We start from the raw sequence: 21,537 nt of genomic DNA, 5'->3' as shown, positions 1-21,537 counted from the left end.
GTCGCACCCGTCAGGTGTTCCAGGTCTCGTCGTACGGGTCGTGCGGGACCGGGACCGGGCGGGTGCCGGTGACCTTCAGGTAGGGAACGGGGCCGTTGTTGACCGGGTCGTGGGCCAGGCGGGGGGTGTAGGTGCCGGTCACCTCCAGCCACGCGTCCGGGCGCAGCACCGGGGGCAGGTCGCCGGTCAGGGCGATCTTCACCGGCTGGGCGTCCGCGGCACAGCAGTTGAGGGCCATCCGGACCAGGTAGGGCGCGCCGGAGCGGTCCAGGGCGAGGAAGCCGGTGACCCGGACGGGACGGCCGTGCAGGGAGCGGCCGTGGTCGTAGGCCGCGCGGGAGGCGTAGTCGACGACCGAGAGGGGAACCGGGTCGCCGCCGGGCAACGGGCCGTACCCGTACGGCTTCTGGAGCGCTGTGCCGGCCCGCAGCGCGCTGTAGGAGCCGAGCGCGGGCGGGGCGATGAGGATCAGGGCGAGCAGGGGCAGCAACAGCAGCCAGGAGAGCCGGGGTTCGGGGTGGCTGTGCCGGTCCGGGCCGTGCTGGTCCGGGCTGGGCTGGTCCGCGCTGGGCTGGTCGCGGTGGTGGCGGGCGCGCCGGCGCTCGTACCAGGCCGTCGCCGCGGCCGTCGCGATCAGCACCACTCCCGAGGCCAGCAGCAGCGGGCGCAGGCCCGTCTTGACGTAGCGCAGATACAGGTCGGTGCTGCCCGCGTGCAGCAGTGCGGCGCCGAGCAGGAACAGGACGGCGGCCTGGGACGGGCGGTTCACAGCAGCACCGCCCCGGTCAGCAGGCCGCCCGCGACGGCCAGCACGAAGGTGGCCGGCGCGAACCGGAGCGCGAAGGCCCGGCCGAAGGTGCCGGCCTGCATCGCGAACAGCTTGAGGTCGATCATCGGACCCACCACCAGGAAGACCAGCCGGGCCGTCAGCGAGAACTGGGTGAGGGAGGCCGCGACGAACGCGTCCGCCTCCGAGCAGATGGAGAGCAGTACGGCCAGGACGGCGAGGGCGAGCACGGAGAAGACGGGGTTCCCGGCCGCCGTGCGCAGCCACTCCGCCGGGGTCGCCGCCTTCAGGGTGGCCGCGGCCATCGCGCCGAGCACCAGGAAGCCGCCCGCGTGCACGGTGTCGTGCCGGACCGACTGCCAGAACGCCTCCCCCCGGGTCGCGCCCTCGTGCGCCCCGTGCGCCGGCGGGCGCAGCCAGTCGGTACGGCCCAGCCGCTGCCACAGCCAGCCCATCACGCACGCCACCAGCAGGCTCGCCGCGAACCGGGCCAGCACCATCACGGGATCGCGGGGGAAGGCGACGGCGGTGGCGGTGAGCACGATCGGGTTGATCGCCGGGGCGGAGAGCAGGAAGGCGAGGGCGGCGGCCGGGGTCACTCCGCGGCGCACCAGGGCGCCCGCCACCGGCACCGAAGCGCACTCGCAGCCCGGCAGGACCGCGCCCGCGACCCCGGCCACGGGCACCGCCAGCAGGGGGCGGCTCGGCAGGGCGCGGGCGAAGAAGGACGGCGGGACGAACACCGCGATCGCCGCCGACAGCAGCACACCGAGGACCAGGAAGGGCAGCGCCTGCACGGTCACCGCGACGAACACCGTCATCCAGCTCTGCATCAGCGGGGTGCCGAGCGCGCCGCGGATCGGGGACTGGGCGAGCACCGCCAGGACGAGGACGAGCGTCAGCACCAGCGGGGAACTGAGCCTGGCTCCGCCCTCCGTCCGGTCCGCGGGGCGGCCCGGGGCCCGCGCCTCGGCGCCGGGCGGGGCGTCTTCGGTGATGGCCACGGGTGGATACCTCCGCTGGTACGGTTCCTCCCCCTGCGTACGCGAGGCGTCGCACGGGCGTTCATCCCCTTGCTGGAACCACTCCCGTCCTTGGGGCAGTCTTTTCCCTCGTGGCGAGCGTTCCGTATCAAGGCGGCCCCGGCGTACCGCACATGGTGGTGTGCGGTGACGACGGACTCGCGCACCGGCTGGCCGCCGAGTTGCGCGGAGTCTACGGCGAGCAGGTGACCCTCGTCGTACCACCGAACGGACGCACCGCCCGGCCGCCCGTCGTCGGACGCGCCCGGGGCGTGTCGGCGTCGCTGCTGGACCGCGTGGTCAGCGCCACGGTCGGCCGGACCGGCGGGGCGGCCACGCCCGCCGCCGCCCAGAGCAACGCCCCGAGCGGCGGTGGCGGCATCGGCGGGACCGGCGGTGGTGCCGGTGACGGGGTGCTGGAGGCCGCCGAACTCACCGAAGCCGTGCTCGCCGAGGCCGGGGTGGAACGGGCCGCCGCGCTCGCCCTCGTCCACGACGACGACGAGACCAACATCCGGGCCGCCCTCACCGCCCGCCGGCTCAACCCGCGACTGCGGCTCGTACTGCGGCTGTACAACCGGCGGCTGGGCCAGCACATCGAGGAACTCCTGGACCAGGCCGCCGCGTTGGCCGGCTGCGACGACGCCGACGGCATCGGCCCGGACGCCTCCACCACCGTGCTGTCCGACGCCGACACCGCCGCGCCCGCGCTGGCCGCCACCGCCGTGGCCGGCACCAGCAAGGTCGTGCAGTGCGAGGGGCTGCTGCTGCGGGCCGTGGAACGGCCGCCGTCCGGGGACGGACCGGCCGCCGACCCCGGCCTGTGCACCCTCGCGCTGCTGTCCGCGCCCGCCGGCGACACCCCGGCCGGCGACGGCTCCGCTCCGGGCAACGGGGAGCAGGAGCCGCGGCTGCTGCCCGACGACGAGGAGGTACGGCAGGCCGGCGGGCGGGCGGCCGTGGTGCTGGAGCAGGTGACGTCCGCGGCCGGCCGGGAGTCGGCCGCACCCGGCCGCGGGGTGGGCGGTGTGCCCCCGCTCGCCTCCCTCTTCTCCCGGCGGCTGCGCTGGTCGCTGGCCGGGATGGTGGCGTGCGTGGTCGCGCTCGCCGTCGCGCTGTGGGCGGTGACGCCCCATCTCCATCCGGTGCGGGCCTTCTATCTCACCCTCCTCGATCTGTTCGCCATCGACGACCCGGCCATCGGCGCGCCGCTCGGCCGCCAGATCCTCCAACTCCTCTCCGGGCTCACGGGGTTGCTGCTGCTGCCGGTGCTGCTGGCCGCCGTCCTGGAGGCGCTCGGCACCTTCCGCACCGCCTCCGCGCTGCGCAAGCCGCCCCGCGGGCTCGGCGGGCATGTCGTCCTGCTCGGGCTGGGGAAGATCGGCACCCGGGTGCTGAGCCGGCTGCGCGAGCTGAACGTCCCCGTGGTCTGTGTCGAGTCCGACCCCGAGGCCCGCGGTCTCGCCACCGCGCGGCGGCTGCGGGTGCCGGTGGTGCTCGGCGACGTCACCCAGGAAGGGGTCCTGGAGGCCGCCAAGATCCACCGGGCGCAGGCGCTGCTCGCGGTGACCAGCGCCGACACCACCAACCTGGAGGCGGTGCTGTACGCGCGGACGGTACGGCCCGATCTGCCGGTGGTGCTACGGCTGTACGACGACGACTTCGCCACCGCCGTGTACCGGACGCTGCGTGCCGCGTACCCGCAGGCGCGGACCCGGAGCCGGAGCGTCACGCATCTCGCCGCACCCGCCTTCGCCGGGGCGATGCTGGGCCGGCAGGTGCTGGGGGCGATTCCGGTGGAGCGCAGGGTGTTGCTGTTCGCCGCGGTCGGGGTGGACGGGCATCCCCAGCTGGAGGGGCGGACCGTGCGGGAGGCTTTCCGGCCGGGGTTCTGGCGGGTGCTGACGCTGGACGGCCGGACCGATACCGCTCCTGATCATGTGCTGGAGAAGGGGGACCGGGTGGTGGTGGCGGCGACCCGGAGAGGGCTGGCCGAACTCCGCTGACCCCTCCGGTGGTTCACCGGCCTTTTGCCCCCCGCCCACCCGAAACGGTCGGCTGGAAGACTCCGTCCCGGGTGGGGGTGGGTGAGGCCGGCTGGGTGCTGCCGTGGGTGGGCTCAGGAGGGCGGGAGGTGGGTGGCGGCGAAGGCGAGTTCCAGGGCCACCTGCTTGATGCGCTCGTCCACCACCAGCGAGCCGTGGCCCGCGTCGTAGCGGTACACCTCGTGGATCGCGGAGCGGTCCCGCAGGCGTGCCACGTAGTTGTCGATCTGGCGGATCGGACACCGCGGGTCGTTGACGCCCGCCGAGATGTAGACGGGTGCCTTGACCTGGTCGACATAGGTGAGCGGGGAGGACGCCTCGAAGCGGTCGGGGACCTCCTCCGGGGTGCCGCCCAGCAGGGTGCGGTCCATGGCCTTCAGCGCCTCCATCTCGTCGTGGTACGCGGTGACGTAGTCCGCGACGGGCACGACCGCGATGCCCACCGCCCACGCCTCGGGCTGGGTGCCGAGGCCGAGCAGGGTGAGGTAGCCGCCCCAGGAGGCACCGGTGAGGACCAGCCGGGCCGGGTCGGCGAGGCCCGAGGAGACCGCCCAGTCGCGGACCGCGGCCACGTCCTCCAGCTCGATCAGGCCGACCCGGTGCTTGAGCGCGTCGGTCCAGGCGCGGCCGTAGCCGGTGGAGCCGCGGTAGTTGACCCGGACCACCGCGTACCCGTGGTCGACCCAGGCGGCCGGGCCCGCGGCGAAGGAGTCGCTGTCGTGCCAGGTCGGGCCGCCGTGCAGGTCGAACACCGTGGGCAGCGGGCCGGTCGCGCCCGCCGGCTTCTGGACCAGGGCGTGGATCCGGCCGCCGGGCCCCTCCACCCACACGTCCTCCACCGGCACCGACGGCGGGCAGGTCATGCCCGGGGGGTCCAGCACCACGCCGCCGGAGGTGGAGCGCACCGCCGGGGGCCGCGCCGCCGAGGACCACAGGTACTCCACGCTGCCGTCGGGGCGGGCCGTGGCGCCGGAGACCGAGCCGGGCGGGGTGGGGATGCGGGACAGCTCACGGCCCGCCAGGTCATAGCGGAACAGCTCGCTGCGGGCCTCGAAGCTGTGGGCGATGAGCAGGGCCGAGCCGTCCGGGTACCACTCGGCGCTGACGTCACCGGGCAGGTCGAGGGCCAGGTCGGTCTCCTCGCCGGTCGCCACGTCCCACACCAGCGGCTCCCAGCGGCCCCGGCGCTGATGGCCGACGAGCAGCCGGGTGTCGCCGTCCACCGGGGCGAAGCCCAGCACCTCCAGGCCGAGTTCCTCGGTGCCGCCCTTGGTGTCCTCCAGCTCGGCGACCGTCGTGCCGTCGGGGCGCAGCACGCGCAGCGCCGAGTGCATGGCGTCGCCGTGCTCGGTGTGCTCGACGGCGATCAGCGAGCCGTCGTGCGAGAGGTCGCCGACGCCCGCGGACTCGCGGTGCCGGTAGATCTCCAGCGGGGCGGCGCCCTCGCGGGCGAGGTGGATCGTCGTACCGTCCGCGTCCGTGGAGCGGCCGACGACCGCCGTACGCCCGTCGCGGGCCAGGGCGAGGCCGGCCGGGTAGGAGGGGTCGAGCCCGGGGACGGCCGGTTCGTCCGGGCCGCCCGCGAAGGGCTGGCGGCGCCAGATGCCGAACTCGTCGCCGTCCTTGTCGTCGAACCACCAGATCCAGGCGCCGTCCGGGGAGAGCACGCCGTCGGTGGTGCCGTTCGGCCGGTCGGTCACCTGGCGCTGGTGACCGGTTCTGCGGTCCCAGGCGTACAGCTCGTACGTACCCGTCGCGTTCGACACGAAGAGGGAGCGGTCGGGGGCGTCCTCCGCCCAGTCGGGCAGGGACACCCGCGGCGCCCGGAAGCGCTTCTCCCAGTCCGGCATCCCCGGCTCGTCCCGCATGTCCCGCATCCTCGGCTCGCCCGCCGTGTCCGGCGTGTCCGGCGTCTTGCTCTCGCTCGTGGCCCCAGTCATGCGCCCATACTGCCTGGCCCCGCCGACAATTCGCTGGCCGGTACGCCCAGCCTGTGGATAACTTTCGGATCATGAGCACAACGACAGCCTCCGTATCCGTTCCCGACGGCTGGCGCGAGGACAACCGCGCCATGTGGGACGAGCGGGTTCCGGTGCACGTCGCCGGGGAGTACTACGACCTGGACGGCTTCCGGGCGCGCCGGGACGTGCTGCGGGACTTCGAGACCGCCGAGGTCGGCGACGTCACCGGCAAGACGCTCCTGCACCTCCAGTGCCACATCGGCCTCGACACCCTCTCCTGGGCGCACCGCGGCGCCGCCCGCGTCGTCGGCCTCGACTTCTCCGCGCCGGCCGTGGCGGTGGGCCGGTCGCTCGCCGCCGAGTTCGGCTACGGCCCCGAGCGAGCCGCGTTCGTCACCAGCGACGTCTACGACGCGGCGACCGCCGTGCCCGAGCCGTCGTACGACATCGTCTACACCGGGCTCGGCGCGCTGTGCTGGCTGCCCGACATCCGCCGCTGGGCCGAGACCGCCGCCTCGCTCGTCGCGCCCGGCGGCTTCCTCTATCTCGCCGAGTTCCATCCGATCACCGAGTCCCTGGACGACGCGACCGGCAGCCGGATCGTGCGCGACTACTTCTCCCGCGACGCCCAGGTCTACGACGAGCCCGGCACCTACGCCGACCGGGACGCCGCCACCGTCCACAACCGCAGCGTGGAGTGGCAGCACACCCTCGGCGACGTCGTCTCCGCGCTCGCCGCGGCCGGGCTGCGCATCGAGTTCCTCCACGAGCACCCCGTGTCGGTCTTCCAGCGCTTCGAGAACTTCGAGGTCAGGGACGGTTTCCACCGCTTTCCGGCGGACCGTCCGGAGATCCCGCTGATGTACTCGCTGCGCGCCGCCAGGGTCTGAGCCCGCGCCGTTGCCGAACCCGGTGCCAGGGGGCCGGGCCCGGGCGCCGTACCGTGGAGGGCGTGTACCGGTTTCTGCTGACACCCCGCTGGTGGGGCATCAACGTCTTCGTGCTGCTCGCCATCCCGTTCTGCATCTTCATGGGGTCCTGGCAGCTGAGCCGGTTCGAGGGGCGGGTGCAGGACCATCGCACCGCGACCGAGCAGGCCGCCTCCGACCGGCACGAGACCGCACAGCCGCTCGACGCGCTGCTGCCCGTCGACAAGGCCACCTCCGGGCGCCGGGTCACCGCGAGCGGCCACTACGGCAAGCAGCTCCTGGTGCCGGGCCGGCAGCTGGACGGCAAGGACGGCTTCTACGTCCTCACCCTGCTGCGTACCGGTTCCGGCAAGGCGCTGCCCGTGGTGCGCGGCTGGCTGCCCGGCACCGCGGACCCGGCGAAGGCCCCGGCGCCGCCGGCCGGTGAGGTGACCGTCACCGGCGCGTTGCAGGCGTCCGAGACCCCCGGCAGCAACGGGGTCACCGCGCAGAGCGGGTTGCCGGCCGGGCAGACCTCGGCGATCAGCTCGGCGGCGCTGGTGAACCTGGTGCCGTACCGGCTGTACGACGCGTGGGTCACCCTGGACCGGGCGGACGCGGGGATGAAGGCGGTGCCGGCTTCCGCGCCCGACGGGACCGGGCTGGATCTGAAGGCGTTCCAGAACCTGGGATACACCGGGGAGTGGTTCGTGTTCGCCGGGTTCGTGGTGTTCATGTGGTTCCGGCTGGTACGGCGGGAGGTCGAGGCCCTGCGGGACGCTGCGCTGGGCTTGGTGCCGGATGAGTCGGAGCGCACACCGGTACCTAGTAGCTGACCGGTACCGGTGTGGGCCAGAGCAGCCATGGGCTGCTACGCGCCCGGCAGCACTCCCGTGTAGTACACCGTTCCCGCGCACTCGCCCGGGACCACCGTCGCCGCCGAGGGGGCGCCGCCGGCTGAGGTGTGGGAGATCAGGACGCTGCCGTCGGCCGTGCCGTCCGCGGTCATCAGCTGGGTGGTCGTGCCCTCCGACGTGGTGCCGCCGTCGGTCGTACCGGCGGTCGTGGTGGTGCCCGGGGTCGCGTCCTGGGACGGCGACGGGTCCGCCGTCGGTCCGCCGGTGTCCGTGCCGCCGGTGCCCGAGTTGTCGCCGCCGGTGGTGGGACAGGCCGCGGAGGGCACGAAGGCGAACTTCTCCTCGTAGGCGGCGCCGGGCTGGAGGACCAGTCCGGAGACCTCCTGGGAGGGGTCGGGCAGACCGGTCGCCGCGTCACCGGCCACATGCCGGGCGGTGAGGATCTTGGCCGGGTCGGCCGCGCCCTGCGCACTGGCGCCGATGGAGCCCGGGCCGGCCACCGTGCACGCGGTGGTGGAGACGTTGACGACGCGGAAGGTGCCGTAGACGACGCCCGCGGAGTCGGGTGCGGCGGCGCTGCCGGTGGCCGAGCCCAGCTGGGCGGACGTACACGACGCGAGGCCCGCCGACGCGGACGTGGACGGGCCCGTGCCGCCGGTGGAGCCGGTGGAGCCGCCGCCGGTGCCCTTCTTCCCACCCTTGCCGGGGTCCTTGCTGGGCTGCACGACCGTGCCGGGGGTGCCCTTCGCACCGCGGGGGGTGCTGCCCTTGTCGCCGTGTGCCTGCCCGGTGCCGCCCTGGGCCTGGGAGGACTCGCCGGCCATGGCGGTGTCGGGGCTGGAGCCGTCGACGCCGGAGACATGGATGAGGGCGGGGATCGCGGTGCCGATGAAGAGGGCCGCCGCTGCCATGCCGACGGCGGCCTGGCGCTTGCGCGCCCGCCGCGCGGGTACGGCCCGGCGGAGGTGGTCCAGGGTGCCGGTGCGCGGTTCGAGGTCGCCCACCGCGGAGTGCAGCATGCGCCGCAGGGCCGCCGCGTCCGGGTCGAGCCCGTCCTCCGCGCCGTCCGCGCGGTCCTGGTCGATGGATTGGCCGAAGCTGTCGAAAACGCCGCTGCCGTCGAGCTTCTCGCGGCCGTCCGGCTCGCCGAACCGCTCGGCGGGCTTGTCGTCGGGGCCGTGGTTCACAGTTCCGTTCCCAGCATGCGATGACGTGTGCTCTTGTTCCTGCCGCTCATACCGTCTTCCCCATGGCCACGCGCAGCGCCGCGATGCCCCGCGAGCCGTACGCCTTCACCGAGCCCAGGGATATCCCGAGGGTCTCGGCGACCTGAGCCTCGGTCATGTCCGCGAAGTAGCGCAGCACCAGGACCTCGCGCTGCCGGCGCTGGAGTCCCTTCATCGCCTTGATGAGGTCGCGCCGCTCCAGCTGGTCGTAGGCGCCCTCCTCCGCGCTGGCCATGTCCGGCATCGGCTTGGACAGCAGTTTCAGGCCGAGGATGCGGCGGCGCAGGGTGGAGCGGGACAGGTTGACGACCGTCTGCCGCAGGTAGGCGAGCGTCTTCTCGGGGTCGCGGACGCGCTTGCGGGCCGAGTGGACGCGGATGAAGGCCTCCTGGACGACGTCCTCGCAGGAGGCGGTGTCGTCGAGGAGCAGCGCGGCGAGGCCCAGCAGGGACCGGTAGTGCGCGCGGTAGGTCTCGGTGAGGTGGTCGACGGTGGTGCCGACGACGGCAGCGGGGGCCTCGGTCTCCTCGGCGCCGTCACGCTGACCGGGTATGCGGGCGGGCCGCGCTGCGGGCATGGGCGCGATCACCGGCATGCCACCGGGCGGGCGGGGCCGGAAGGCCGCACGCGGGGGCCGAAGGGCCGCGGCGCCGCGGGGCGCAGTGAATTCGAGTACCTCTGCCACGCCAGTTGGACACGTCTCCCCCCGCCAGGGTTGTACGTGCCGGGCGTCACATGTGCGACAACCGACGGTGCCTCAAGTGCCGTCATGCGTCCCGCTCTTCCCCTATGTCCGATATCGACCGCGGTCCGCTGTGGACCGGGTCCGACCTGGACGAGCGTCCCCACGCCCGGCCGATCGCGACGTCCCCACGCCTGAAGAGTGACCGCAAAGACGCTCCCCGCCGACCGCGCGGTTGCGGAAGGCGGGGAGAAAAATCTTCGGTTGCACCGAGCAAAGGTTCAAGGGACTTCGACCATGCTCCCGGCCACGTTTATTACCGAGATCCTACAAAGCCCGCGCCGGGCCGGGCGCGGTGGCCTGTTTCAGCGGTGTCCTGCTTCAGCAGTGGCCTGTTTCAGCGGTCGCGCCACTCCGCCGCGACCAACTCCGCGATCTGCGCGGTGTTCAGCGCGGCCCCCTTGCGCAAGTTGTCGCCGCAGACGAAGAGTTCCAGCGCGGTCGGGTCGTCCAGCGCCCGCCGCACCCGGCCGACCCAGGTCGGGTCGGTGCCGACGACGTCGGCGGGGGTCGGGAACTCACCGGCGGCCGGATCGTCGCACAGCACCACACCGGGGGCGGTGGCGAGGATCTCGCGGGCACCCTCGACGCGGACCTCCCGCTGGAAGCGGGCATGGACGGTGAGCGAGTGCGTGGTGATCACCGGGACCCGGACACAGGTCACGGCGACCGGGAGGTCCGGCAGCCCGAGGATCTTGCGGGACTCGTCGCGGACCGTCATCTCCTCCGATGACCAGCCGTCCGCCCGCAGCGACCCGGCCCACGGTACGACGTTGAGCGCCACCGGCTCCGGGAACGGCCCGGTGCCGTCCCCCACGGCCCGCCGTACGTCTCCCGGCTTGGTGCCCAGCTCGGTCCCGGCGACCAGGGACAGCTGGGCGCGCAGCGTCTCCACGCCGGCCCGCCCGGCCCCGCTCACCGCCTGGTACGACGACACCACCAGCTCGCGCAGCCCGAACTCGGCGTGCAGCGCGCCCAGGGCGACGATCATCGTCAGGGTGGTGCAGTGGGGGTTGGCGACGATCCCGCGCGGACGGTTGCGCACCGCGTGCCCGTTCACCTCGGGCACCACGAGCGGCACGTCCGGGTCCATCCGGAAGGCGCCGGAGTTGTCGACCACGACCGCGCCGCGCGCGGCGGCGACCGGCGCCCACTCGGCCGCGACCTCGTCGGGCACGTCGAACAGCGCGATGTCGACCCCGTCGAAGGCGTCCTCGCCCAGCGCCGTCACCTCGACCTCCTCGCCGCGCACGGCCAGCTTGCGGCCGGCCGAGCGCGGGGAGGCGATCAGACGGATCTCGCCCCAGATGTCCGCCCGCTGGGACAGGATCTGGAGCATGACCGCGCCGACGGCCCCGGTCGCTCCCACGACCGCGAGCGTCGGCTTCCCGGTCGGGGCCATCAGCGGCCCGTGCCTCCGTAGACCACGGCCTCGTCGGTCTCGGAGTCCAGCCCGAAGGCGGTGTGCACGGCGCGCACGGCCTCCGGCACGTCGTCGGCGCGGGTGACGACCGAGATCCGGATCTCCGAGGTGGAGATCAGCTCGATGTTCACGCCCGCGTCGCTCAGCGCCTCGAAGAAGGAGGCGGTGACGCCCGGGTTGGTCTTCATACCGGCGCCGACCAGGGAGATCTTCCCGATCTGGTCGTCGTAGCGCAGGGAGTCGAAGCCGATCCCCGGGCGGTTCTTCTCCAGCGCGTCGATGGCCTTGCGGCCCTCGGTCTTGGGCAGGGTGAAGGAGATGTCCGTCAGCCCGGTGGAGGCGGCGGACACGTTCTGCACCACCATGTCGATGTTGATCTCGGCATCGGCGATGGTCCGGAAGATCGCGGCGGCCTCACCCGGCTTGTCCGGCACACCGACGACCGTGATCTTGGCCTCGGAGGTGTCGTGCGCGACACCGGAGATGATGGCCTGCTCCACCTGCTTGTCCCCAATCGGCTCACTGCTGACCCAGGTGCCCTGAAGTCCGCTGAAGCTGGACCGGACATGGATCGGGATGTTGTAGCGACGGGCGTACTCCACACAGCGGTGAAGCAGCACCTTGGAACCGGACGCGGCCAGCTCCAGCATGTCCTCGAAGGAGATCCAGTCGATCTTCTTCGCCTTCTTCACCACGCGCGGGTCGGCGGTGAACACGCCGTCCACGTCGGTGTAGATCTCGCAGACCTCGGCGTCGAGCGCGGCGGCGAGCGCCACGGCCGTGGTGTCGGACCCGCCCCGGCCGAGCGTGGTGATGTCCTTCTTGTCCTGGCTGACGCCCTGGAACCCGGCGACGATGGCGATGTTGCCCTTGTCCAGGGACTCGCGGATCCGGCCCGGCGTGACGTCGATGATCCGGGCTTTGTTGTGGACCGAGTCGGTGATGACGCCTGCCTGGCTGCCGGTGAAGGACTGGGCCTCGTGGCCCAGGTTTTTGATCGCCATCGCCAGCAGGGCCATGGAGATCCGCTCTCCGGCGGTCAGCAGCATGTCGAATTCACGCCCGGCAGGCATCGGAGAAACCTGCTCGGCGAGATCGATCAGCTCGTCCGTCGTGTCGCCCATCGCGGAAACGACGACGACAACCTGGTTGCCGTTCTTCTTCGCTTCCACGATCCGCTTGGCGACGCGCTTGATGCCCTCGGCATCGGCTACGGAGGAGCCTCCGTACTTCTGCACGACAAGGCCCACGTGCGCTCCTCGCTCGGTTCGTTTGTGTCGGCTCAGTCTATCGAGCGTCCGAAATCCACCACCGTGCTCCCGCATGGTGAGACATCGTCCGCCCGGTTGCGGAACCTGCCCAGCGAGACGCCGCGCACGCGGAACGTGCCATGTGTCACAGCGGGCGCCGACGGGGGCGGCGGGCTACGTGCCCGGCCGGATCCCCAGCGGGTCGCCGATCTCCTGTGCCATCACACGCCCCGCCTCGAACTCGAGGGTCTCGTCGCCCATGCCGGGCTGGTCGGTGTCGAGACCGTCCAGCTCCTCCAGGGGCTGGTTGAGGCGGACGTGGATGAGGACCGACTGGAGGGCGCGCAGCACCGCGGAGGCGGTGGGGCCCCAGTTGGAGAAGTAGGAGAACTGCCACCACCACATGGCCTCCGCCGTACGGCCCGCGCGGTAGTGGACCATGCCGTGGCGCAGGTCGGCGATGATGTCGGCCAGGTCGTCCGAGATCCGGGCCGGGACGGGCGCCTTGCGGGGCTCGTACGGGTCGAACACCTCGGAGTAGACGTCGACGGGTTCGAGCAGCCGGGCCAGGTTCTCGCGGAGTTCGTCCACGTCCGGCTCGGGTCCCGGGTCGGGCTCGTAGCGCTCGTCCGGGACGATGTCCTCGTGGGCGCCCAGCCGGCCGCCGGCCAGCAGCAGCTGGGACACCTCCAGGAGGAGGAAGGGAACGGTCGAGCCGGGCTCGTCGCCCCTGGCCACCTCGGTGACGGCCACCAGGAAGCTCTCCACCTGGTCCGCGATCTGGACCGCGAAGTCGTCCGGGTTCTGCGTCGAGGCGTGCAGCGTGGCGTCAGACATCTAGGAGTCGTCTCCCCTCGAAGGCGCGGCCGAGGGTCACCTCGTCCGCGTACTCCAGGTCGCCACCCACCGGGAGGCCGCTGGCCAGGCGGGTGACCTTCAGGCCCATGGGTTTGATCATGCGGGCGAGGTAGGTGGCCGTGGCCTCGCCCTCCAGGTTCGGGTCGGTGGCCAGGATCAGCTCCGTGACCGTCCCGTCGGCCAACCGCGCGAGAAGTTCCCGTATCCGCAGGTCGTCGGGACCGACACCCTCGATCGGGCTGATCGCCCCGCCGAGCACGTGGTAGCGGCCGCGGAACTCACGGGTGCGCTCGATCGCGACGACGTCCTTCGGCTCCTCCACGACGCAGATCACCGAGGGGTCGCGGCGGGCGTCCCGGCAGATGCCGCACAGCTCCTCCTGGGCGACGTTGCCGCAGGTCGCGCAGAAGCGGACCCTCGCCTTGACCTCCAGCAGCGCCTGCGCGAGCCGCTTCACGTCCGTCGGCTCGGCCTGGAGGATGTGGAAGGCGATCCGCTGCGCGCTCTTGGGACCGACGCCGGGCAGCCGCCCCAGCTCGTCGATGAGGTCCTGGACCACGCCTTCGTACAACGGACTGCCTTTCCTGGAAGACCTTTCGGTACGTACGGTAGTTGGCCGGGGCCCGTCTTAGAAAGGCAGACCGGGGATGCCCGTGCCGCCGCCCAGGCCCTGGGCGAGCGGGCCGAGCTTCTGCTGCTGGAGCGTCTGGGCGTTCTCGTTGGCCGCCTGGACGGCCGCCACGATCAGGTCGGCGAGGGTCTCGGTGTCGTCCGGGTCCACCGCCTTCGGGTCGATCTTCAGCGCGCGCAGCTCACCGGAGCCGGTCACGGTGGCCCGCACCAGGCCGCCGCCGGCCTGCCCGTCGACCTCCGTGTTCGCCAGTTCCTCCTGCGCCTGCTGGAGATCCTGCTGCATCTTCTGGGCCTGCTGGAGCAACTGCTGCATATTGGGCTGGCCACCACCGGGGAACACGATCAGCTCCTCTGCCGTTCGCTACGACTCCGTCGTGAACGAGCCTACGTGGTCCACCCGACCCTCGCCCCGCCACTCTTTCGAGTGAGAACGATGGCAGACCCGTACCTGATCAAGGCCCTCTTCCGGGCGGAAAAGTCGGGAAAGCGACCTCTCCGCCACCCATTGGGCGGTAGGAAGGGTCCCGCGCGTCGGCAGGAGATGTCACGCAACGTGACCGGTCGTGATCAGTAGGGAGTGCCTGGTGGGTCAGCCGGAGATGCAGCCCGAGGGTCCGCCTCAGGACGGGCGGGGCGAGGGTGCGGCCGGGCTGCGGCCGGGCGATCTGACCGGGCGGGCGTTTCCGCTCGGGGACTGGGGCGAGCCGGCCGAGCGGCTGGACGAGCTGTACCGGTGGGTGGAGCGCGGGGCGTTGCAGACGGCGTCCTGGTATCTGCGGGACCGGATGTGGAAGCGGCGCGGGGCGCGGGTGCTGCGGGCCGGGGCGGCGGCCGGGGCGGTGGCCGGGGCCGCGCTGCCGCTGCTGGACCTCACCGGCGCGGTCGGCGGGGTGGCGCCCTGGGGCTGTCTGGCGCTGCTGGTCGCCGTGGCGTGCGTCGGCACCGACCGCTACTTCGGGGTGACGTCCGGGTGGATGCGGGACGTGGCCACCGCGCAGGCGGTGCAGCGGCGGCTCCAGGCGTTGCAGTTCGACTGGGCGTCGGAGAGCGTGCGGGAGGTGCTGGGGCCGGCGGAGGGCACGGCGAGCGAGGCGGCCGAGCGGTGTCTCGGGGTGCTGCGGCGCTTCTCGGAGGACATCACCGAACTGGTCCGCACGGAGACCACCGACTGGATGGTGGAGTTCCGCACGGGGACGGCGCCGCTGGGGATGCAGGCGGCGGTGGCGTACGTACCTCGGCAGGAGGGCGGCGGCTCCACCGGCCGCTTCCCGCTCCCCCCGGCGAACGGCACCCGCCCCAACATGCCCCGCCAACGGCCGCCCGAGCCGCGCTAGCCCCGTTCGGCGCTGCCCTCACTGCTTGCCGTAGGTCAGGCTCTCGCCGCCGCCCGCCTGGGACCGCTTGAGCCGGCCGTCCGACAGCAGGGTGACCTCCGTGGCCTCGCCCGGGGTGCACGAGGAGGCGGGCCGGCCGGTGACGACGCTGGACGGGCCGATCTCCAGCGGCCCCTGGGCTCCGGGCTGTTCGGTGAGCCGCGCCGTGAAGACGCAGTGGTACGAGCCCCCGCCCTGGGCCGGCCCGTCCGCGACCAGCGTCAGCACGGCGTCGCCCACCTTGCCCTGCTGGATGGTCAGCGTGCGGGTGTTGGTGCCGGCGGCGTTGTCGATCGTCGTCGACCAGGTGCCCAGATAGGCCTCCGGGACGGCGCCGTCGGCGGGCGCGGAGGTGGTGGGGGTGGCGGAGGTGGGGTCCGGCGGGGTCGGGCGCGGCGCGGGGGCGGAGGCGGTGGGCGCGGGGCTGACGGTCCCGGCGCGCTTGTGGTCGTCCTTGCCGCCCCTGGTCAGCAGCGCGTACACCGAGCCGCCCGCGCCCAGCGCCACCACCAGCGCGACCACGACGAGGAGCGCGGTGGACCGCCCACTGCGCCGCTCCGGCTGCTGCGGCACCGGCGCGTACGACGGGGGTGGCACGGCGGGCGGATACCCGTACCCGCCGGCCTGGGTGGGTTGCGTGTGGTGCGCGTGTCCGGCCTGCGGGGGCTGCGGATACCCGTACCCGCCTGCCTGCGTGGGTTGCGTGTGGTGCGCGTGCCCCGCCTGCGGGGGCTGGGTGTAGTGCGCGTGGCCGGCCTGCGGGGGCTGCGGATACCCGTATGCCGGCCCGAACCCCGGGGCCGGTGGCGGCACCGGCGCGGCCGCACCGACGGGCGGGTATCCGGCCCCGCTCCCTGCTCCGTCGACCACGGCGGCATGCTCGACGGCTCCGCCCTCAACCCCGGCCGCGGGCCCCGCCGGGGGTGTGAGCGGTGCCGCCGGGAAACCGGCTCCGGCACCGAGCCCGTCGGCCCCGGCGCCCACACCGGCACGCGGGGATGTCACCTGCCCAGGCCAGGCGGGCGGTGCCGACGGGACCCCGGGCCCAGCACTGACGCCGTCGGCCCCAGCACCGGGCAACGGGGCCTGGCCCGGCCGCGTGGGCGGCACCGGCGGGGCCCCGACACCAGCGCCAGCGGCGCCCGCCTCCGCACCTGGCGACGGCACTTGCCCAGGCCACGCGGGCGGCGCCGTCGGCAACCCGGCCCCAGCGCCCGCACCAGCAGCTAGCGCCGCACCGGCACCAGTCCCAGCAACGGCACCAGCGCCACCCGCGCCCGCACCCTGCGACTGCCCGGCCCACACAGGCGGTACCGACGCGGACCCGGCCCCGGCACCAGCGCCACCAGCGCCCGCGCCCGCACCAATCCCCGCACCGGCACCACCGGCACCACTGCCGGCCCCGGTGCCACCGGCACCAGCCTCAGCCCCAGCCCCATCCGCCCCCGCCTTCGACCCCTCTCCCGTCCCCTCCGGGTCCTCCACCTCCAGCAGGCCCACCGCGTGGCGGCCCAGCTGGGCCACCAGGACGCTCGGCAGCCAGGGGTCGCGGGAGCGGCCGCCGCTCACCGTGTCCTCCGCGCCCATCCGCTCCAGCAGCGCGTCCAGGGACGGCCGGGCCGTGGGGTCCTTGCGCAGGCAGTCACGGACCAGGTCGGCGATCCCCTCCGGCACCCCCGCGAGATCCGGTTCCTCCTGGGCGATGCGGAACATCAGCGCGGGCACCCCGCTGTCGGCGGTGCCGAAGGGCAGCGTCCCGGTCGCCGCGTACGCCAGGACGGAGCCGAGGCAGAACACATCGCAGGCCGGGGTGATCCGGTCCCCGCGCACCTGTTCCGGAGCCATGAACCCGGGCGACCCGACCAGCGCCCCGGCCCGGGTCAGCGCCTCCGCGCCGCCCACCGCCGTGGCCTCCAGCGCCCGCGCGATACCGAAGTCGATGACGCGCGGCCCGTCGAGGGTGACGAGCACGTTCGACGGCTTCAGATCCCGGTGCACGATCCCCGCCGCGTGGATGTCCTTGAGCGCGTGCGCGAGCCCCGCCGCGAGGACCCGTACCGACCGCTCGGGCAGCGCCCCGTGCTCGTGCCCGACGACCTGCTGGAGGCTCGGCCCGGCCACATAGCCGGTGGCCACCCACGGCACGGCGGCCTCGGTGTCCGCGTCCAGCACGGGCGCGGTCCAGTAGCCGCCGACCCGCCGCGCGGCCTGCACCTCCTGCCGGAACCGCGCCCGGAACTCCTCCTGCGCGGCCAGCTCCGCCCGCACCAGCTTCACGGCGACGGTACGGCCCCGGTCCGACCGGGCCAGATACACCTGCCCCATGCCCCCGGCGCCCAGCCGCGCCAGCAGCCGATAGCCCCCGATGTGCTGCGGATCCCCCGGCCCCAGCTTCTGCATCGCCGCCCGCCTCTCCCCCCGGACACGCACGCGTACCCGCACACGTACGCGTGCAACGCAGCGAGAATAGTCCCGCCCCGCGCCCTCTTCCTCGACATGCTGTCGCAGAAAGCCGCCTCTCACAGAACAAGACGCCGATGTCGCTTCCGCATCGCGGACATTTACCCTCGGCCGCATGACCCCTCAGCCCAGCCCCGAAGCCGGCGCCGCAGTGAAGGCCGCGGACCGCGCGCACGTCTTCCACTCCTGGTCCGCGCAGGACCTCATCGACCCGCTCGCCGTCGCCGGCGCCGAGGGGTCGTACTTCTGGGACTACGACGGCACCCGGTACCTCGACTTCACCAGCGGGCTCGTCTTCACCAACATCGGCTACCAGCACCCCAAGGTCGTCGCGGCGATCCAGGAGCAGGCCGCGACGATGACGACGTTCGCGCCCGCGTTCGCCGTCGAGGCGCGTTCGGAGGCCGCCCGGCTGATCGCCGAGCGCACCCCGGGCGACCTGGACAAGATCTTCTTCACCAACGGCGGCGCGGACGCCGTCGAGCACGCGGTGCGCATGGCCCGGCTGCACACGGGCCGCCCCAAGGTGCTCTCCGCCTACCGGTCGTACCACGGCGGCACCCAGCAGGCGGTGAACATCACCGGCGACCCGCGCCGCTGGGCCTCCGACAGCGCCAGTGCCGGTGTCGTCCACTTCTGGGCGCCGTTCCTCTACCGCTCCCGCTTCTACGCCGAGACCGAGGAGCAGGAGACCGCGCGGGCGCTGGAGCACCTGGAGACGACGATCGCCTTCGAGGGCCCGGGGACCGTCGCCGCGATCATCCTGGAGACCATCCCGGGCACGGCCGGGATCATGGTGCCGCCGCCCGGCTATCTGGCCGGGGTCCGGGAGATCTGCGACCGGCACGGGATCGTCTTCGTCCTGGACGAGGTGATGGCCGGGTTCGGCCGTACCGGCGAGTGGTTCGCCGCCGACCTCTTCGGGGTCGTACCCGACCTGATGACCTTCGCCAAGGGGGTGAACTCGGGTTATGTGCCCCTCGGCGGTGTGGCCATCTCGCAGGAGATCGCCGAGACCTTCGCCAAGCGCCCCTACCCCGGCGGTCTCACCTACTCCGGGCACCCGCTGGCCTGCGCCGCCGCCGTCGCCACGATCAACGTGATGGCGGAGGAGGGCGTGGTGGAGAACGCCAAGCGGCTCGGTGAGACGGTCCTCGGCCCCGGCCTCGCCGAGCTGGCCGCCCGGCACCCCAGCGTCGGCGAGGTGCGCGGCGTCGGCATGTTCTGGGCGCTGGAGCTGGTGAAGAACCGGGAGACCCGGGAGCCGCTGGTGCCGTACAACGCGGCCGGGGAGGCCAACGCCCCGATGGCCGCCTTCGCGGCCGCCGCCAAGAAGCACGGCATCTGGCCCTTCGTGAACATGAACCGGACGCATGTGGTCCCGCCGTGCACCGTCACCGAGGCCGAGCTGAAGGAGGGCCTGGCGGCCCTCGACGCGGCGCTGACGGTCGCCGACGGGTACACGGAGTAGGACGGCCCGGGAACCGAACGCGTAAGGTGACGTGCTCGTAAGCCAGTACGAGAGCCGTACGAGACCCGCGAGCACGTCACCTTCGCGCGAGGAGTGAACCCGACCATGCCCGGCACCGGCGCCGTGACCCGCAGCACCCTGCGCCAGCAGATCGCGGACGCCCTCCGCGACGAGGTGCTGGCGGGGCGGCTGCGGCCGGGCCGGGCGTTCACCGTCAAGGAGATAGCCGACCAGTACGGCGTCTCCGCCACCCCGGTCCGCGAGGCGCTGGTCGACCTGTCGGCGCAGGGCATCCTGGAGGCCGACCAGCACCGTGGCTTCCGGGTGCCGGAGTACTCCCTCGCCGACTACCGGGACATGATCGAGGCGCGCAGCCTGGTCACCGACGGCATGTTCCAGGCCCTCACCACCGGCCACCCCGCCTTCCGCACCCCGCCGGAGGACCCGCGCACGGCGGCGACGCTGAGCACCGTGCGGCGCCGGGGCGAGGAGGCCCAGCGGGCGGCGGCAGCCGGCGACCTCACCATCCTGATCGGCTACGACCTGCGCTTCTGGCGCGAGCTGAGCATGCTGTTCGGCAACCCGTACCTGGCCGATTTCCTGCACCGGCTGCGGGTGCAGTCCTGGGTCTGCGCGGTCCAGCACCTGCTGCGGCTGCCCGAGCTGCGCGGCCGGCTGTGGGCCGGGCACACCGACCTGGTCGACGCGCTGGCCCGCCGCGAGTCCGACACCGCCCGGGCGATCGTCACCGCGTCCAACGCCCACTCGCTCGCCCTGCTCGAAGGGGTGAGCGCGGGCGAGGGCGGGGCACCCGGTCGGGAGGACCGGTGACGGGCCGGTCGAAAGGGTAGGGGGCGGTCGGGAGGGTATGGGACCGGCACCGCACCGACTACCCTGCTGTGACCGCTTCCCCGTGTGAGGAGCCCTCTTTGGCCTGTGATCTGTGGCTGGTACCGCTCGTGGACGTCCTGTGCCACACCCCGGACAACCCGTTCGCCGAGGAACTCGCGCAGTACAACGACGCGTTGGCCACGGCCGGGCTGCCGCCGGTGCCGGTGTACCAGTACATGCCGGGCCTGTCCGGCGAGGTCGCCCCGGTCGCCGGTTTCGACTACGACGCCCTCCATTTCCTGCGCCGCGCCTACCTCCTCCAGGTCTGCGGTCTGCCGGTGACGCCCGTGGACGAACTCGGCGGCGACTACGAGCAGCTGCTGGAGATGTTCGAGTCCACCGCCCAGCAGTCCCACCTGGTCTGGCACTACGACCACGCGGGTGCGTACGTCCCGGTCGACTTCCCGCATCCGCTGTCGAACGACGAACTGCTCGCGGGCGGCGGCCCGTTGGGCTCCTCGCAGAGCCTGCTGCGCGAACTGGAGTACGTGGCCCCGAGCATCGGCATCGACCCGGCCAACCCCCCGGCCGCCCCGGCCCCGCCGACGGCCCCCACGGAGCTGGAGGAACCGGCCCTCCCCGCGCCGTACGACCCGAGCCCCTTCGCCCGCGAACGGCATGTGTGGCTGGGCCTGCACGCGGCGGCGACGCGCTCGCTGGCACAGGGGTCCATGATCGTGTTCAGCTGAGCCGACGGCCTGTTACGTTGCGCGAGCGAATGGCAACGATAAGTGCATGACCCTCGCTCCCAGAGTGACAGCCCTCGCCCTGGCGGCCCTCCTCGGCGCCGCCGTCCCCGCCGGCGCGGCGGAGGACCTGCCCACCTACACCTGCCCGCAGCGACTGTCCGTGCCGGCCGCCACCCCGCCCTCGGTGGCGGCCGCCGGCTGCATCGCGAGCAACGGCGCCCCGGAGGCCGGCGTGCTGGACCGCCCGGTCAGGGTCGTGCTCCCGGACTCCCTCGACCCGGCGTCCGCCGACAGCACGAGCCTGATCTGCCGGTCCTCGTCCGCCACGGCCGAGGACGCGGGCAGCTCCGTCGTCCTGCGCGACTGCACCCCGGAGGTCCCGCCGAGATGATGTGATTCCACCCACCTCTTCTTGCCCTGGGGGGAAATGCCCGCCTACGTTCGGTCGCATGTCCCCCCACGACCCCGTCCACGACTTCACCGTCGACCTCAGCGCGCACGAGATGCTCCGGCGCACCCATGTCATGGCCGCACTCGGCCCCGACTGGGACCCGGCGGCGGCGCTGCGCGGCGAGGAGGAGGCGCGTGCGCTGCTCTACTCCGGCCTGGACGCGGAGCAGCAGCGGATCCACGACGAGCTGGTGGCGGCCGGTGTGCTGCCGCCGGGACCCGGCGATGCTGCCGCTTGACCCGCAGGCCGAGCCCGGGCGGCGCGCCTGGCTGCCCTGCCCGAACTGTCCCGACGGCACCTGGCGCTACCTGCTCTCCAACACCGGCAGCCTGCTGCACCTCCAGTGCCCGGTGTGCCACCACGTCTGGAGCCACGAGACCTACTTCGGCGCCACCCGCCCGCCGCCGTGTCGTACATGTAGTCCCAGAAGTTGTTGGCGTTGGTGAGGGTGGCGGTGTCCACCTTCGTGCCGGCCGGGACCTGGTGGTAG

20 protein-coding genes are annotated in these 21,537 nt (G+C 73.2%); 9 read left to right on the top strand and 11 right to left on the bottom strand.

Annotation, left to right across the window (positions count from 1 at the left end; all coding sequences use genetic code 11):
• Positions 1-10: 10 nt before the first annotated feature.
• Together ACFVIU_RS38210 and ACFVIU_RS38205 are read right to left on the bottom strand one after the other, a co-directional pair.
• Positions 11-769, bottom strand: coding sequence for a TIGR03943 family putative permease subunit (locus ACFVIU_RS38210; protein ID WP_385848333.1), 759 nt, complete (start codon positions 767-769; stop codon positions 11-13).
• On the bottom strand, positions 766-1,791 hold the full coding sequence (locus ACFVIU_RS38205) for a permease (RefSeq protein ID WP_385848332.1): 1,026 nt from the start codon (positions 1,789-1,791) through the stop codon (positions 766-768). The genes ACFVIU_RS38210 and ACFVIU_RS38205 overlap by 4 nt, the downstream gene beginning before the upstream one ends.
• 152 nt (positions 1,792-1,943) lie before the next feature.
• Here ACFVIU_RS38205 and ACFVIU_RS38200 point away from each other — a divergent pair, with 152 nt between their 5' ends.
• Positions 1,944-3,815 carry an NAD-binding protein gene (locus ACFVIU_RS38200; protein ID WP_385848344.1) on the top strand — a complete coding sequence of 624 codons (1,872 nt, stop codon included), beginning with the start codon at positions 1,944-1,946 and terminating at the stop codon, positions 3,813-3,815.
• 113 nt (positions 3,816-3,928) lie between these two features.
• Here ACFVIU_RS38200 and ACFVIU_RS38195 read toward each other — a convergent pair whose 3' ends face one another.
• Positions 3,929-5,722, bottom strand: a complete 1,794-nt coding sequence (locus ACFVIU_RS38195; RefSeq protein WP_385848343.1) for a S9 family peptidase — start codon at positions 5,720-5,722, stop codon at positions 3,929-3,931.
• 143 nt (positions 5,723-5,865) lie between these two features.
• Here ACFVIU_RS38195 and ACFVIU_RS38190 point away from each other — a divergent pair, with 143 nt between their 5' ends.
• Together ACFVIU_RS38190 and ACFVIU_RS38185 are read left to right on the top strand one after the other, a co-directional pair.
• Positions 5,866-6,705 carry a class I SAM-dependent methyltransferase gene (locus ACFVIU_RS38190; RefSeq protein ID WP_385848330.1) on the top strand — a complete coding sequence of 280 codons (840 nt, stop codon included), beginning with the start codon at positions 5,866-5,868 and terminating at the stop codon, positions 6,703-6,705.
• A gap of 62 nt (positions 6,706-6,767) precedes the next feature.
• Positions 6,768-7,559 (top strand): SURF1 family protein, encoded by a 792-nt coding sequence (locus ACFVIU_RS38185; protein WP_385848329.1) that lies wholly within the window; start codon positions 6,768-6,770, stop codon positions 7,557-7,559.
• A 35-nt stretch (positions 7,560-7,594) separates the two neighbouring features.
• On the opposite strand, the gene ACFVIU_RS38180 is transcribed toward ACFVIU_RS38185, so the two are convergent.
• The 7 genes from ACFVIU_RS38180 to ACFVIU_RS38150 all read right to left on the bottom strand — a co-directional run bounded on the left by ACFVIU_RS38180 (position 7,595) and on the right by ACFVIU_RS38150 (position 14,052).
• Positions 7,595-8,767: a hypothetical protein gene (locus tag ACFVIU_RS38180; protein ID WP_385848328.1), complete on the bottom strand. Its 1,173-nt coding sequence runs from the start codon at positions 8,765-8,767 to the stop codon at positions 7,595-7,597.
• 46 nt (positions 8,768-8,813) lie between these two features.
• Positions 8,814-9,491, bottom strand: a complete 678-nt coding sequence (locus ACFVIU_RS38175; RefSeq protein WP_385848327.1) for a SigE family RNA polymerase sigma factor — start codon at positions 9,489-9,491, stop codon at positions 8,814-8,816.
• Between the two features lie 394 nt (positions 9,492-9,885).
• Positions 9,886-10,950, bottom strand: coding sequence for an aspartate-semialdehyde dehydrogenase (locus tag ACFVIU_RS38170; RefSeq protein ID WP_385848325.1), 1,065 nt, complete (start codon positions 10,948-10,950; stop codon positions 9,886-9,888).
• Positions 10,950-12,221, bottom strand: coding sequence for an aspartate kinase (locus ACFVIU_RS38165; RefSeq protein WP_385848323.1), 1,272 nt, complete (start codon positions 12,219-12,221; stop codon positions 10,950-10,952). The genes ACFVIU_RS38170 and ACFVIU_RS38165 overlap by 1 nt, the downstream gene beginning before the upstream one ends.
• A gap of 174 nt (positions 12,222-12,395) precedes the next feature.
• Positions 12,396-13,058 carry a DUF5063 domain-containing protein gene (locus ACFVIU_RS38160; protein WP_385848322.1) on the bottom strand — a complete coding sequence of 221 codons (663 nt, stop codon included), beginning with the start codon at positions 13,056-13,058 and terminating at the stop codon, positions 12,396-12,398.
• Positions 13,051-13,650 (bottom strand): recombination mediator RecR, encoded by a 600-nt coding sequence (gene recR / locus ACFVIU_RS38155; protein ID WP_351243735.1) that lies wholly within the window; start codon positions 13,648-13,650, stop codon positions 13,051-13,053. Before recR ends, ACFVIU_RS38160 begins: the two co-directional genes overlap by 8 nt.
• 57 nt (positions 13,651-13,707) lie before the next feature.
• Positions 13,708-14,052, bottom strand: a complete 345-nt coding sequence (locus ACFVIU_RS38150) for a YbaB/EbfC family nucleoid-associated protein (RefSeq protein ID WP_385848321.1) — start codon at positions 14,050-14,052, stop codon at positions 13,708-13,710.
• A gap of 244 nt (positions 14,053-14,296) precedes the next feature.
• Here ACFVIU_RS38150 and ACFVIU_RS38145 point away from each other — a divergent pair, with 244 nt between their 5' ends.
• Complete coding sequence (locus tag ACFVIU_RS38145) at positions 14,297-15,046, top strand: SLATT domain-containing protein (protein WP_385848320.1); 750 nt, start codon at positions 14,297-14,299, stop codon at positions 15,044-15,046.
• An 18-nt stretch (positions 15,047-15,064) separates the two neighbouring features.
• Here ACFVIU_RS38145 and ACFVIU_RS38140 read toward each other — a convergent pair whose 3' ends face one another.
• Entirely contained in the window at positions 15,065-17,485 is a 2,421-nt protein-coding gene (locus tag ACFVIU_RS38140; RefSeq protein ID WP_385848319.1) for a protein kinase, read from the bottom strand.
• A 175-nt stretch (positions 17,486-17,660) separates the two neighbouring features.
• Here ACFVIU_RS38140 and ACFVIU_RS38135 point away from each other — a divergent pair, with 175 nt between their 5' ends.
• The 5 genes from ACFVIU_RS38135 (at position 17,661) to ACFVIU_RS38115 (ending at position 21,285) form a co-directional block, all read left to right on the top strand.
• Entirely contained in the window at positions 17,661-19,016 is a 1,356-nt protein-coding gene (locus ACFVIU_RS38135) for an aspartate aminotransferase family protein (RefSeq protein ID WP_385848318.1), read from the top strand.
• Positions 19,017-19,121: 105 nt separating this feature from the next.
• Positions 19,122-19,847, top strand: coding sequence for a GntR family transcriptional regulator (locus ACFVIU_RS38130; protein WP_385848317.1), 726 nt, complete (start codon positions 19,122-19,124; stop codon positions 19,845-19,847).
• A gap of 98 nt (positions 19,848-19,945) precedes the next feature.
• Positions 19,946-20,596 carry a hypothetical protein gene (locus ACFVIU_RS38125; RefSeq protein ID WP_385848316.1) on the top strand — a complete coding sequence of 217 codons (651 nt, stop codon included), beginning with the start codon at positions 19,946-19,948 and terminating at the stop codon, positions 20,594-20,596.
• Between the two features lie 46 nt (positions 20,597-20,642).
• Positions 20,643-20,987, top strand: coding sequence for a hypothetical protein (locus ACFVIU_RS38120; protein ID WP_385848315.1), 345 nt, complete (start codon positions 20,643-20,645; stop codon positions 20,985-20,987).
• Between the two features lie 58 nt (positions 20,988-21,045).
• Positions 21,046-21,285 carry a DUF6400 family protein gene (locus tag ACFVIU_RS38115; protein ID WP_385848314.1) on the top strand — a complete coding sequence of 80 codons (240 nt, stop codon included), beginning with the start codon at positions 21,046-21,048 and terminating at the stop codon, positions 21,283-21,285.
• Positions 21,286-21,537: the final 252 nt, after the last annotated feature.

The sequence above is a fragment of the Streptomyces sp. NPDC127190 genome, from assembly GCF_042672505.1.
Classification (GTDB): domain Bacteria; phylum Actinomycetota; class Actinomycetes; order Streptomycetales; family Streptomycetaceae; genus Streptomyces.
Note: the sequence above shows the minus strand (reverse complement) of the source record. Positions and strands in the feature narration are given on the sequence as shown.